Annotated in this window: 8 protein-coding genes; 1 reads left to right on the top strand and 7 read right to left on the bottom strand. The window is 66.7% G+C overall.

Features of this window, described 5'->3' with window-relative positions:
- Positions 1–50: 50 nt before the first annotated feature.
- The 4 genes from NQV17_RS25280 to NQV17_RS25265 all read right to left on the bottom strand — a co-directional run bounded on the left by NQV17_RS25280 (position 51) and on the right by NQV17_RS25265 (position 8,604).
- Positions 51–2,936 carry a beta-propeller fold lactonase family protein gene (locus tag NQV17_RS25280; protein ID WP_374692744.1) on the bottom strand — a complete coding sequence of 962 codons (2,886 nt, stop codon included), beginning with the start codon at positions 2,934–2,936 and terminating at the stop codon, positions 51–53.
- Positions 2,937–3,205: 269 nt separating this feature from the next.
- The gene (locus NQV17_RS25275) at positions 3,206–5,140 is read right to left on the bottom strand and encodes an SMP-30/gluconolactonase/LRE family protein (RefSeq protein WP_257774327.1); all 1,935 of its coding nucleotides are present in this window, start codon (positions 5,138–5,140) and stop codon (positions 3,206–3,208) included.
- A 454-nt stretch (positions 5,141–5,594) separates the two neighbouring features.
- Positions 5,595–6,902, bottom strand: coding sequence for a dicarboxylate/amino acid:cation symporter (locus tag NQV17_RS25270; RefSeq protein WP_257774326.1), 1,308 nt, complete (start codon positions 6,900–6,902; stop codon positions 5,595–5,597).
- Positions 6,903–7,398: 496 nt separating this feature from the next.
- Positions 7,399–8,604, bottom strand: coding sequence for an MFS transporter (locus tag NQV17_RS25265; RefSeq protein ID WP_257774325.1), 1,206 nt, complete (start codon positions 8,602–8,604; stop codon positions 7,399–7,401).
- A 617-nt stretch (positions 8,605–9,221) separates the two neighbouring features.
- On the opposite strand from NQV17_RS25265, the gene NQV17_RS25260 reads away from it, so the two are divergent.
- The gene (locus tag NQV17_RS25260; RefSeq protein ID WP_044847512.1) at positions 9,222–11,369 is read left to right on the top strand and encodes a TonB-dependent siderophore receptor; all 2,148 of its coding nucleotides are present in this window, start codon (positions 9,222–9,224) and stop codon (positions 11,367–11,369) included.
- Positions 11,370–11,600: 231 nt separating this feature from the next.
- Here NQV17_RS25260 and NQV17_RS25255 read toward each other — a convergent pair whose 3' ends face one another.
- The 3 genes from NQV17_RS25255 to NQV17_RS25245 are packed head-to-tail and all read right to left on the bottom strand — an operon-like array spanning position 11,601 to position 13,347.
- Positions 11,601–11,777 (bottom strand): DUF1289 domain-containing protein, encoded by a 177-nt coding sequence (locus NQV17_RS25255; RefSeq protein WP_185500436.1) that lies wholly within the window; start codon positions 11,775–11,777, stop codon positions 11,601–11,603.
- Positions 11,778–11,779: 2 nt separating this feature from the next.
- Complete coding sequence (dmeF, locus tag NQV17_RS25250) at positions 11,780–13,063, bottom strand: CDF family Co(II)/Ni(II) efflux transporter DmeF (protein WP_257774324.1); 1,284 nt, start codon at positions 13,061–13,063, stop codon at positions 11,780–11,782.
- Positions 13,064–13,074: 11 nt separating this feature from the next.
- Positions 13,075–13,347, bottom strand: a complete 273-nt coding sequence (locus NQV17_RS25245; RefSeq protein ID WP_044847515.1) for a metal/formaldehyde-sensitive transcriptional repressor — start codon at positions 13,345–13,347, stop codon at positions 13,075–13,077.
- Positions 13,348–13,386: the final 39 nt, after the last annotated feature.

Raw genomic sequence — 13,386 nt, 5'->3', positions numbered from 1 at the left:
ACGGGCCCTCCCGCCGGGAGGGCCCGCTTGCAGACCGTCCAGCCGGATGATCAGTCGTCGTCGCGGCTCGCCACCTTCTGCGTCACGCCCCTGAGCTTCGGATACGGCTGCGATCCCATCATGCCCTTCCACAACACGCGGTTGAACTGATCCGCCGGCACCTCGTCTGCATCGTCGAAGTCGAACTTCGCCGTCACCTTCGCCCAGTACGCCGCGTCATGCTTCGGCGTGACGTCCGGCCCCGCCGCGTAGTGCAGCAGGTTCTCGCCCGCCCCGTCGGCCAGGCGCAGCCCGGTGCCCTTCAGCGCCGTCGACGCGACGGCCGTGTAGGTCCACGACGCCGGGCCGTGCACGTCGAACACGTCGGTCATTGGCCGCTGGTACGCGGTATTCAGGTTCATGTGCTGCGTGCCGAGCACGTCCTCGATGGTGCGCAGCGCATTGACCTGGCTGTAGCGCGTCCGGATCACCGCGCCCTGCTTCACGTACGGCCCGACGATGTACGCGGGCCCGCGATGCGAATCCACGTGGTCGGGGCCGTCCTGCACGTCGTCCTCGGTCACGACGATCAGCGTGTCGTTCGCATACGGGCTCTTCGCGACGGCTTCGACCAGCCGGCCGACCGCCAGGTCGTTGTCCGCCTGCTGCGTCTCCGGCGTGTTCACGCCGGCGAGCGCCGTGCCGAACGCCCCCATGTGATCGTGCGACAGGCGCACCAGCGACAGCGTCGGCAGGTTGCCGCCCGCGACGTACTGGTCGAACTCGCGTTTCCACTCGTCGAGGCGCCACTGGTCCGGATAGTTCTGGTCGAAACCGCGGAAATACACGTCCGTCATCGACGCGAGCCGCGGGTCGAGCGCCGCGGCCTGGACGACGCCGGCCGCGTGCGGATCGACGATCGGGTTCGCGGCCGTGCCGATGCTGCCGATGTTGTTCACGAGGAAACCGTAGTTGCGGACCGTGCCGCCGCCGGCCAGCACCGCGTCGAAGATGTAGCCGCGCTGGCGGCCGAACGGCGCGTCGGACGACGCATGGTTGCCGGTGCCCGGCAGCAGGTTCGCCGCGCCGCCCGGCAGGGCGGCGGCCGCGTTGCTGTAGTTCGTGGTGCCGGCCGGGCCGGCCGCCGCATCGCGCTGCTGCACCGTCTCCCAGTTCACCGGCACGTTGCGGTTCGTGCCCTCGCTCTCGTACGACAGGCCGCGATTGACCGCCGCGTAGTTGATCTGCTGGGTGATCGTCTCGGTGTTGGTGACGCGCCCCTGCAGCGCCCACGACCAGCCGTCCATGCTGCCGTCGCCCGGGTTCATGAAGTTGTCGAGCGTCACGAACTGGCTCGCCAGGCGATGGAAGTTCGGCGTGATGTTCCGGCCGAACTGGGCGAGCTTCGGATCGCCGTCGGCGCCGTTGCCGATGTCGCCGAGCACCTGGTCGAACGTGCGGTTTTCCTTCACGACGTAGATCACGTGCTTGATGTGACGGCGCAGGAAGCCCATCACTTCGTTGTCCCTGTCGTTGTCTTCCGGGCGATAGAAGTTGTTGCGCGCGGCCTGCTGCGTCAGCGCCGGCAACTCGTGGGCCGCCGGCACCGGCGCGCTCACGAGCGACGCGCGCTCGAGCTGGAACTGGTATTCGTTCGATGCGCGCGACGCGGCGGCCTGCGCCGGTGTCGCGCCGAACAGATGGCCCGGGTTCGGGCCGGTGGTGCTCTTGCCGTTCACCACGTACATCCACGTGCCGTCGGCGCTGAACGTCACGTCGTGCGGCTCGAACGCGGTCGGAATCAGGCCGGTGACGCGATACGCGCGCTCGCCGACGAGCGGGATCACGGCGACTTCGTTCGCGCCGGCATTGGTCGCATACAGCGTGCGGCCATCGCGCGACAGCGTGACCGCGTACGTCGCCGCGCCCGTGTGCGCCTGGCCGTGCGCCAGCACGCCGGCCGGCGCGCGCGCGTCGATCCGGGCCACGACCGCGTTGGTGTTCGTGTCGATCACCGCGACCTGGTCGGCATTGTCCTGCGCGACGAACAGCCTCGATTGCGACGCGTCGAGCGTCATGCCGAGCGCATTGCCGTCCAGCTTGATGCGCTTGAGCAGGCGGCCGCGCGACGGCGACGACACGTCGATCGCGACGATCTCGCGATCGCGATCCGACGACACGTACGCGATGCCGTTGCCCTTCATCGCGACCGCGAACGGGAACGTGCCGCCGGCGTCGCCGCTGCGGCCTTCGTTGCCGGAGAAGAACGGCCGCAGGTCGTGCTCGTAGCGCACGTTGCGGGTCGCGGTATCGATCACGCTGATCGAGTCGTTGTAGTTGTTCGCGACGACGAGCGTCTTGCCGTCGGCCGACAGCGCGAGCCCGGCCGCATTCGGCTGCACGCGGATGCCGACGCCCTTGCCGGCGTGGCCGAGCGCGATCGTCGTCAACAGCGCCCACGCGCCGCCCTGCTGCGCGTAGACGTAGACCGCATCGTCGCTGCCGCCGGTCGCATAGAGCGTGCTCCCGTCATGCGAAAACGCCAGGCCGACGAACGCGTTGGTCTGCTGAAGCACCTGCCTGAGCACCGGGCGCGTCTTGTTCGCGCCCGCGACGTCGTACAGGAAGATGAATTGCGTCGAGGCCGCGGTGTCGACCGAACCGTCCGGCTTGTACAGCGAGTTCTGGCCGGCGGTGATGATCGCCAGCGTCTTGCCGTCCGGGCTCAGTTGCGAGCGCACGGCTTCTCCCGCGACGAAATGCGGATAGGCCGGCAGCCCGGGATTCAGGAATTGCTGGACTGCGCCGCGCACGGCGAGCGGCGTGACGAACTGACCGCTCGGCACGCGAGCGGCATCGGTGGCGTCGAAACCGTCCGCACGCGCGTGCGACGCAAGCAACACGGCCGACATGACGGCTCCGAGTCGGAGCGCGCGCTTGACCTGGCTATTTTTCATAGGAATCCTCTGTACTGATGGGGGCGATTACCGTCTGACGTGTCCGGCATGATCCTGGCGTTGTCTGCCCATGTCGCACGGTGGCGAGGGCCTTTGCCAGTCGATCGAGTGCATTGCGTCGACGATCGCCGACGTGCCGGCATTACATCGCCGCCCAATGTCAAGCGGATGACCGGCTCCGTTGCGGGCCGGCTTCTTACACATCGTTACAGCGAAGGCATTTCGATGACAGCCATCGCGGTGTCATCGCGGCATTCGACGCGTCGCCATCACGGCGTCCACCGGTAAACGGTGATGCTGTTCCCTTTCACGTTGTTCTTCGTCACCACGTACTCGCCGTTCGCACGACGGTATGCGCGCACGCTGTACATCGCATCGATCGCGCTGCTGGTATCCACGGTCGCCGGGCTCGCGTTGACGAGCGTCGTGTCGAGATTGCCGGTGTCGAGATTGAATGCGTCGATGTTCGGCCACAGCGGCCCGCTGCTGCTGAACCAGTAGCCGACGAACAGGTGGTTGCCGGCCGCATCGATCGACTTCGCGCCGCTGTGCGGCAGCGTGATCACCGGGTTCGGCTTCGTCGTGTTGCCCGCGCGCCAGCCGTGATACACCTCGATGCGCGTGCCGATCGACGTCCAGTCGGTACTGCCGACGACGCCCTGCGCGAGCACCATCGTGTCGCTGTCGGCGAGATAGACGATGCGCGTGAGCGGCTGGATGCTGGCCGGCACCGGCGTCGGCACGCCGGGCCCCCACGACGGCTTGCCGCTCGCATCGAAACCGGTCAGCGGATAGTGATAAATGGCGCCGGTCTTGTCGAGGCCGGCCCATACGCCGCCGTTGCTGTCGAGGCTGAAGCCGGCCGACACGCGCCGGGTCGTGTTGAACGCGGGCCCGGGGATCGATCCGTCCGGAATCGCGACGTAGCCGTTGGCCGCGTTGAAGTGGAAGAAATAGTAGACCGGCGGATTCTGCCCCGCCGCGACGAGGATCCGGTTCGCGCCGACCGACGTCAGCAGCCCGAAGTGCTCGTCGCGCTGCGTGTCGCCCATATTGATGCGCGGGTCCGACGGATACGTGAACGGATCGACGGTGTTCGCGACGAAGGTGCCGCCCGCGGTGCCGCTGTAGACGTGCGTGCCGCTGTAGAACAGCGCGCCGTCGGTGACCGGGTCCGGTGCGGCGATGCCTTCGAAGTTCAGCGACTGCAGCGTCCACCGCAGGCTGCCGGTGCTGCCGTACGCGTGAATGTCGGTCGCGCCGTTGCGGCCGAGATCCCAGCTGCCGCCCCACGGGTTGTTGAGCACGTACAGGTTGCCGGCCGTGTCCTTGCCGATGCCGGCCACGCGGGTGAAGCGCTGCGCGCCGACTTGCCCCTTGGTGCCCGTCGTCGTGTCGAGATAGCCGCCGCGCACGCCGAACGTGCCGGCCAGCGCGGGCCGGCCCGCGACGGTATAGCGCTTGATGTTCATGTCGGGGCCTTCGTCGCCGACCATCAGTTGCCCCGCCGCCGCATCGAAATAGAGCGCAGACGGCTGCGACCCGGCGGCCAGCCGGATCGTGTTCAGCAGCGCACCGGCCGGGCTGAATTCGACGACCGCGCCCGCGCTCTTCTGCGCGACCCAGACGTTGCCCGCACCGTCGACGGCGAGCGCGCCGGGCGCCGATACGCCGATGTCGCGCTGCCACACGCCGTCGGTCGTGAACACCCGCACGCGATTGCCGTAGAAGTCGCTCGCATAGAGCAGCGAGCCGGCCGTGGCGAGTCCGGTGACGACGTCGATGCGCGGCTGGTTGGTCGCCGCCGTGACCTGAATCAGCTTGTCGCGGAACCGCGTCGCGCGGTTGTAGCGCCCGACCGCGCCGCTGCCGTATCCGTTGCCGGGCTGCAGCGCGACGAACAGCGACGTCGCGTTGCCCGTGATCGCGCTGCCCTGGAATTCCGAGTGCGTGCCGATCGAGCCGGCGCTCTTGCCGTTCTGGTAGATCGCGACGCCGCCCTCGTCTTCGTCCCACATCGACGCGGTGTAGATCACGCCTTCGGGCGCGACCCACATCGAACGCGCGACGTTGCCGACGTGCGCGGCGAGCGTGCCGTACGTGTTCGCCAGCCAGTCGGTGGTGTTGCCCGCGTATCCGGCCGGCGCAATCGTGGCGATCGCGGCGGCGAGCAGCACGGCCTGAATCGGTTTTCCGGCGACCATGGCTGATGCTCTCCTGAATGGTGGAATCATTCACATGAGGGGGCAGCCGGATGGTTTGAAATCGGCAGTGCGTAAATACTTCCGCTTAAATCATCCGGTGCAGTCGGTATTACATCGCGCGCGCATTCGATAATCGGCTGCAGCGAGAATAGCGTTATATAAATCGAAAAAAATTGCGGACCGCTGGCGCAGACGGCGCGCGCGATTGCGCGAGAGTGAATGACCACTTACGCGCGGACCTTGATATCGAGGAAATCCGGCGTTCGCCGAGGGGAATATCACCGCGGGTCCGAATGCGGCGTATCGGGAATGGGGGGTTTTTCGGCGAATCGGGAAAATCGCCGGAGGCAGGTAAAGGAACAACTGCCGGTGGGTATTGCTGGCAGATATTGCACCGGCCTGTATCCAGGTCGAATCCAGGCCGGTGCAGATCATTTCATTTGAAACAGGGAAATCACGCGGACGTCGCCGTCTCCCGCGCCTCCACCTGCTTGATCTCGCCGCCGCCGTCCGGATCGGCGTCGTCGCGCGAATCGCCGAGCTGGCCTTCCCACTTCGCGACCACCGCAGCCGCGATCGAGTTGCCGACCGCGTTGGTGGCCGAGCGCCCCATGTCGAGGAACATGTCGACGCCCATGATCAGCAGCAGCCCGGCTTCCGGCAGATGGAACTGGCCGAGCGTCGCCGCGATCACGACGAGCGATGCGCGCGGCACGCCCGCCATCCCCTTCGACGTCACCATCAGCATCAACAGCATCGTGATCTGCGTGCCGAGCGGCAGGTCGATCCCGTACACCTGCGAGATGAACAGCACCGCGAACGTGCAGTACATCATCGAGCCGTCGAGGTTGAACGAGTACCCGATCGGCAGCACGAAGCTCGAAATCTTGCGATTCACGCCGAACCGGTCGAGCGCGTCGAGCAGCTTCGGATACGCGGCTTCCGAGCTCGCCGTCGCGAACGACAGCAGGAACGGCTCGCGGATCAGGCGGATCAGCGTGAACGCGCGCTTGCCGAGGAACGCCACGCCGGCGAGCGTCAGCACGCCCCACAGCAGCGCCAGCGCCAGGTAGAAGCTCGCCATGAACTTCGCGAACGTGAGCAGGATGCCGAGCCCTTCCGTCGTGATCGTCGACGCCAGCGCCGCGAACACCGCGACCGGCGCGAACCACATCACCGCGCCCGTCACCTTGAGCATGACCTGCGCGAGATCGTCGATCACGCCGGTCAGGCGCTTGCCGGCGTCGCCGAGCGCGGACAGCGCGGTGCCGAAGAAGATCGAGAACACGACGATCTGCAGGATCTCGTTGTTCGCCATCGCCTCGGCGATCGATTTCGGCACCAGGTGGACGACGAAATCCTTCAGCGTGAATGCGCCCGTCTTCAGGTTGAGCGCCGCATCGGCGGCCGGCAGCGGCAGGCTCAGGTGGCTGCCCGGCTTCAGGATCGTCGCGGTGATCAGGCCGAGCAGCAGCGACGTGAACGACGCGATGAAGAACCAGCCGAACGCCTTCACGCCGACGCGGCCGACCGACCCGCTGTCGCCCATCTGCGCGATGCCGACCGTCAGCGTCGCGAACACCAGCGGCGCGATGATCATCTTGATCAGGCGCAGGAACACGTCGGACAGCAGCGACACATAGCCGGCGACTTCCCTGGCCATTTTCGGGTCGGGAAACGCGCTATGACAGGCGTAGCCCACGGCAATGCCAAGCACCATCGCGATGACGATGTACTTGGTGATGTTGTGCTTCTTCTTCATTAGCAATCCAAATTACAGAACGGGTGTTTCCAACGGCAGGTCGATCGCCGGCATTGAAACGGGGATGGAATTCCGCGAGCGCGGTGCGCGCCGTTTTCGAATGCCGGAGCCCGTCCGTGGGCATGGCCACGGCGAACAGGGGACGCATTCTATCGCAAACGCCGGACAATCTTTCAAATCTGAAAGCTAATGGCGGGACGCGACGCGGGGAACTAGGCGGAGTGGGCCTTCGCCGGTCTGGAGCTTCGGGCTTCGGGCTTCGGGCTTCGGGCTTCGGGCTTCGGGCTTCGGGCTTCGGGCTTCGGGCTTCGGGCTTCGGGCTTCGGGCTTCGGGCTTCGGGCTTCGGGCTTCCAGCTTCGGGCTTCGGGCCGGGGGCCGGGGGCCGGTAGCCAGTGCGCCGACGGGGGGCGCCCCGGCTTCGATCTTCGGGCACCGTCGCGCCCGCCCGTCAGTTCGGCCTTGCGCGGGGCGTCGGCGAGCCCGCGGCGTGACGCATCACGCCGGCGACGTGCCGGGTCGCGGCATGAACCGGCACAGGCACAGCGGCACCACGACCAGCGCCGCACCGGCGAGAAACGTGGCCGACGCGCCGAAACGCGCCCACAGCGCGCCGGCGATGCTGCTCGCAAGCAGCATGCAGATGCCGCTCACCAGGTTGAATACGCCGAACGCGGTCCCGCGCAGCGTGGCCGGCGAGGTTTCCGACACCATCGCGGCGAGGATGCCCTGCGTGAAGCCCATGTGCAGCCCCCACACGGCCACGCCGGCGAACATCGAGAGCGTCGACGTGCCGATGCCGAGCAGCAGGTCGGCCGCGATCAGCAGCACCATGCCGGCCGCGAGCAGCACGCGGCGATCGAGCCGGTCCGACAGGATGCCGACCGGCCAGGCGGACAGCGAATAGGCGACGCTCATCGCGACCATCACGCCCGGAATCCACGCCGCATCGAGCCCCGTCTGCTGCGCACGCAGCACCAGGAATGCCTCGCTGAAGCGCGCGAGCGTAAACGTCGCGCCGGCCGCGACGACGAACCAGTAGCCGCGGGGAAACTCGCGCAGCGCGTTCCAGCGCAGCGGCGAGCGAAAGTGCCGGTCCGGTTTCGACTGCTCGGGCTCCCGTACGCCGAAGACGATCAATGCGATCGCGACGAACGCCGGCACCACTGCGAACCACAGCACGGTCCGGATGCGGTCCTCGAACCAGAGCATCAGCACGATCGCGAGCATCGGCCCGAGAAACGCGCCCACGGTATCCATCGACTGACGCAGGCCGAAGCAGGCGCCGCGGATTTCGGGCGGTGCGACGTCGGCCACCAGCGCGTCGCGCGGCGCGCCGCGAATTCCCTTGCCGACGCGGTCGAGCAGACGGGCCGTCACGACCACGGCCGGCGTGGACGCCAGCGGAAACAACGGCTTGGTCAGCGCCGCGAGGCCATAGCCGATCAGCAGCAGCCCCTTGCGGCGCCCGAGCCAGTCGCTGATCGCGCCGGAGAACACCTTGACGATCATCGCCGTCGCTTCGGCCGCCCCTTCGAGCACGCCGAGCGCGGCGACGCTCATGCCCATCGTCGACACCAGATAGATCGGCAACAGCGCATGGATCAGCTCGGACGACAGGTCCATGAAGAGGCTCACGAGGCCCAGGGCCCACACGGTCCGTGGAATCGCGGGCTTGCCGGCAATCGGGGTTGGAGCGCTCATGATCGATCTGCATCGAGGTTGCGGGCGGTGCGACTTGCCACGGGGTTCCCTGTCCCGACAGGACAGGCGCGCCGCGGCGCGGGAACACGTTAGCGCCGGTAATCGGCACACCGCGCGGCAGGACTCGCGTGACGGTGCCGATTGCCCGGCCGTCCGCCACCTCGACACGCGGCGCGGCCGCTGCCCGTTCCGTCAGGCCGCGCACGCTGGCAGTATCCGACCGCTTCGTGACACCGACCGTGACGAGATGCCACGGCCGCCGGAAGATCTCAGGATACAGCGCGCCATGCCAGACCGGCACGCGCGCCGCCCCGCCGGTCACCACCTCGTAGTCGGATCGCAGGAGTCGCAATACCGGACGATTCGATGGCCGTGCCGGATCGATCGTGACGAACCTCCCCCGGCGATGCGCCCGGCTGGCGCTTCACCCGCCGTCATTGCCTGGTCGCATGCCGTGCTCGTCCGAATCCGGGGCGAACGCAACGTTCGGCAGCGGTAAACATCAGACAAAACAAGGATCTCGGTTACTGCGCAACACTTGTTGACCCTTCCCTCCTTTCAAATGATAATGCGTCGCGTTACGCGATTACGAATCATTACACAGGGCAGGTTGGGAAATGAAACACGTGTTGCACCCGGCACGACGGGCCATTCTGGCCGCCATCGCGTGCCAGCCGATCATGGTCGGCGCGGCCTTCGCACAGGAAAACGCAAGTGCGCCGACCGGCACGGCCACTGACGTGTTGCCGGCGGTATCGGTGAACGCCAGCGCGCTCCGCGATCCGGGGGAAGGCTACAACCCGACGAACGCGGTCAGCGCCACCAGGATCGACGCGCCGCTGCGCGATATCCCGCAGACGGTGAACGTGGTCACGGCCGAAGTGATGCGCGACCAGCATGCGAACTCGCTGCAGGACGTGCTGAAGAACGTCGCGGGCGTCGGGTTCTCGACCGGCGACGGCCAGCGCGACCAGGTGACCATTCGCGGCTTCTCCGCGATTGCCGACCAGTTCGTCGACGGCATTCGCGACGATGCCCTGTATTTCCGGGATCTCTCGAACGTCGACCGGGTGGAAGTGGTCAAGGGCCCGGCGGCGGTTCTTTACGGCCGCGGATCGTCAGGTGGACTAATCAATCGCGTGACGAAAAAACCCGGGATCGACGTGACCAACTTCGGGATCAGCTACGGTTCGTGGGCCGATCGCCGGGTGGAGGCCGACGTCGGGCGCGTGCTCGCGAACGGCGCGGCCGCCTTCCGGATCACCGGCGCACACGAGGAAGCGAAGAGCTATCGCTCGCAACAGTTCCTGAATCGCACGGCGGTCGCGCCGTCGTTCGAGTTTCGCATCGCGCCGAAGACGACCGTCCTGCTGCAGGCGGACTACCTCGAAGATCGTCGCGTGACGGACTTCGGCATTCCGGCCTATCACGGACGACCGGTCGACGTGCCGGCATCCGCGTATTACGGCGCGGCGAACGCCGGCGACGTGGACTATACGCGATCGCGGGTCTATTCGAGTACCGCGACGATCAAGCACGAGTTCAACGACCAATGGTCGATCCGGAACGCCACCCGCTACTATCACTACTCGCTCGACCGGAACAACACGCTGGTCGGCAGCGTCAACGAGGCGGCCCGGACGTTCACGCTGAATCACGGCAACGTCTATCGCGAGGAACACGGCTGGTTCAACCAGACCGATCTCACGCAGAAGGCCACGCTGTTCGGCATGAAGCACGAGTTGCTGTACGGGATGGAATTCGGCCAGCAGAACAAGGATCTCGTCAGCTACTCGGCGCCCGTCACCGGCGCGAACGGCAAGCCGATGAATTTCGACCTGTTCGCGCCCGCCCTTCCGACGCTGCCGCTGCACACGTCGACCACGCCGACGGCCAACAACCTCGGCATCTTCAAGACCCTCGGGTTCTACACGCAGGACCTGATCAGCTTCAACGAGCAGTGGAAGGCGCTGCTCGGCATCCGCTACGATCGCTTCGAGCAGGAGACGCTCGACCGCCGTCCGAAGCAGCCGGGCCTGTCGCGCACCGATACGGCGTGGAGCCCGCGCGTGGGTCTCGTCTGGCAGCCCACCCGAACGCAGTCGTACTACGTGTCGTGGAGCCGCTCGTTCCAGCCTTCCGGCGAAGCGTTCTCGCTGGCGGCCAACAATGCCGAACTCGCTCCGGAAACCACGACCAACACCGAGATCGGCGCGAAGTACGACTGGCTCGGCGGCAAGGCCACCACGACGATCTCGGTGTTCCGCCTGGACCGCAGCAACATCAAGGTCGCCAATGCAAGCAACACGGCGCTGATTCCGATCGGCGAGCAGCGGACCGACGGCGTGGAACTCAGCGGCGCTGCGGAACTCGGCCACGGCTGGCGCGTGCTCGCGGGCTACGCCTACCTGGATGCCACCGTCACCCAGTCGACGGCCGCGTTGCAGGGCAAGCGCGCCACCCTGACCCCGCGCCACTCCGGCAATCTGTGGCTCACCAAGAATCTCGGCAGCGGCTTCGGCATCGGCGGCGGCCTGAACCTCGTCGGCGCGCGCATGGCCGATCCGCAGAACACGGTGACGCTGCCGGGTTACGTGACGGCCGACATGATGGCCTGGTATGCGCACGGGCCGATGTCGCTCCAGTTGAACCTCTACAACCTGTTCAACAAGGGCTACATCGTGTCGGCCCACGGCTCGAACCCGAACCTCAACATGCCGGGGGCGCCGCGCAGTGTCATGGCGACGTTGCGATACGAGATGTAGAAGCGGCGCAGTCCCGACGAGGCGTGCCGGGCGGATCGACGACCGTCACCGACCGCCGCCTCGGCAATACCGGATCACGAGCGTCCTGATCCGCGTGACGGCACGCGGACGGCGTACATCGTCCGGCAAACGCGCTCGTCGGGAATGCACCGGCGTGGCGGGACCGGTTGATGCAAGCGACGCGGTCGGCACGCGCAACGACACACGCGCGACTTCGCGCGTACCTCGACTTCAAGCCCGCGTCAGCTTCGCATGCCGCCGCGCGCGGTCGTTCACGATTTGATGGCGCCGGTGATCCGTCATCTTCTTCCAGTCGCGCGCTTCGTCGCGCGTTCGCAGGCATGCCACGCAATAGCCGGTGCGACCGTCGAACGAACACACGTCGACGCAAGGGGACTTGACCGCCATGCTCATCGCCCTCGCGTCGCGGGCACGACTTCGACGGTCACGTGCGACAGGTTCCTGAACCGCTGCAGCACGCCGTGATAGAAGCGCGCATCGCGCTTCGGATCGTCCGTCACCACCGACACGACCGCGCTCATGTGTCCCGGCCCGAGCCGCCACACATGCAGGTCGCCGACCCGGTCGCCCGTGCCTTCGATCGCACCGCGCACGTTGTCCGTCAGGCGGCGATCCGAATTCATGTCGAGCAGGATCCCGCCCGTATCGCGCATCAGGCCGTACGACCAGTTCGCGATCACCAGCGCGCCGATGATGCCGGCCAGCGGATCCATCCAGACCCAGCCGAACGCCCGCGCGAGCAGCAGCCCGACGATCGTCAGGACGGACACGGCCGCGTCGGCGATCACATGGATGTACGCGGAGCGCATGTTGTGATCGCGCGCCGCCGCCGCGGACGTGCCGTGGTCGTGCTCCTCGAACGCCAGTTCGTGCTCGCGGCCGTTCAGCCGGACGATCGCGTTGAATTCATGCGGTTCGGGAATGGCTTCGGTCGACTCCAGATAGCCGCCGCGACTTTGCATCGCGAACACCTGACGGCTGCCGTCCGGGCGGATCGTGGTCACCGACACCGCGCTCGCATCGACGAGCTTCGTCTCGTGCGTCGCAGGCGCGACGCGGAACACCGGCGGAACGCCCTCCTCGAACACCGACACGGCGAATACGCCCTGCTGATCGAAGATCTGGTGCGCTTCCTGTTCGTGGTCGTGCGCGTGATCGTCGTGATCGTCATGACCATGCCCGTGATGATGACCATGACCGTGGCCATGATGGTCGCCGCTCAGCAGCCACACGCTCGCGATGTTGACGAGCAAGCCTGCCACCGCGATCGGAATCGCCTCGCCGAAATGAATCGGGACCGGGGCGAGCAGGCGCGCGACCGCCTCGTACCCGATCAGCAGCGCGATCATCGCGAGCACGATCGCGCTCGTGAAACCCGCGAGATCGCCGAGCTTGCCCGTGCCGAACACGAAGCGCGGGTCGCGCGCATGCTTGCGCGCGTAGGTATAGGCGAGCGCGGCGATCAGCATCGCGCCCGCGTGCGTCGACATGTGCAGGCCGTCCGCGATCAGTGCCAGCGAACCGAACAGGGACCCGCCGACGATCTCCGCCACCATCATCGCCGCGCACAGCGCGATGACCATCCAGGTCCGGCGTTCGTTCTGCTCGTGCGCGGCGCCGAGAAAGATGTGGTCGTGCCCTGCGCCGAAGGCGTCGTTGCTGAAGCTGTTCATTCCGCCTCCGGTTACTTGAAGTAGCTGTGCACGACTTCGATCAGCTGTTCGGTCGCGCTGCCTTCGTCGTCGTGACCTTCGGCGTCGACCAGATGGCTGCGGATGTGATCCTCGAGCACGACCGCGAGCAGGCCGTTCATTGCGCCGCGACCGCTCGTGATGAGGCGGAGGATTTCGTTGCAACCGCGCTCGTCCTCGAGCGCGCGTTCGATCGCTTCGACCTGCCCCTTGATCCGGCGGACACGGTTCAGCAGCTTCTGCTTTTCCTGGATGGTGTGGCTCATGGTGATCCCTTCATATACCGGGGGGGACTATATATCAAA

It is taken from the genome of Burkholderia sp. SCN-KJ (genome assembly GCF_024656005.1).
Classification (GTDB): Bacteria; Pseudomonadota; Gammaproteobacteria; order Burkholderiales; family Burkholderiaceae; genus Burkholderia.
Note: the sequence above shows the minus strand (reverse complement) of the source record. Positions and strands in the feature narration are given on the sequence as shown.

What these genes read in the sequence shown, in the direction of transcription:
- NQV17_RS25275 (WP_257774327.1), bottom strand. Translation starts at nt 5,140, where the DNA reads ATGGTCGCCGGAAAACCGATTCAGGCCGTGCTGCTCGCCGCCGCGATC.
- dmeF (WP_257774324.1), bottom strand. Translation starts at nt 13,063, where the DNA reads ATGAACAGCTTCAGCAACGACGCCTTCGGCGCAGGGCACGACCACATC.
- NQV17_RS25255 (WP_185500436.1), bottom strand. Translation starts at nt 11,777, where the DNA reads ATGGCGGTCAAGTCCCCTTGCGTCGACGTGTGTTCGTTCGACGGTCGC.
- NQV17_RS25245 (WP_044847515.1), bottom strand. Translation starts at nt 13,347, where the DNA reads ATGAGCCACACCATCCAGGAAAAGCAGAAGCTGCTGAACCGTGTCCGC.
- NQV17_RS25265 (WP_257774325.1), bottom strand. Translation starts at nt 8,604, where the DNA reads ATGAGCGCTCCAACCCCGATTGCCGGCAAGCCCGCGATTCCACGGACC.
- NQV17_RS25260 (WP_044847512.1), top strand. Translation starts at nt 9,222, where the DNA reads ATGAAACACGTGTTGCACCCGGCACGACGGGCCATTCTGGCCGCCATC.
- NQV17_RS25280 (WP_374692744.1), bottom strand. Translation starts at nt 2,936, where the DNA reads ATGAAAAATAGCCAGGTCAAGCGCGCGCTCCGACTCGGAGCCGTCATG.
- NQV17_RS25270 (WP_257774326.1), bottom strand. Translation starts at nt 6,902, where the DNA reads ATGAAGAAGAAGCACAACATCACCAAGTACATCGTCATCGCGATGGTG.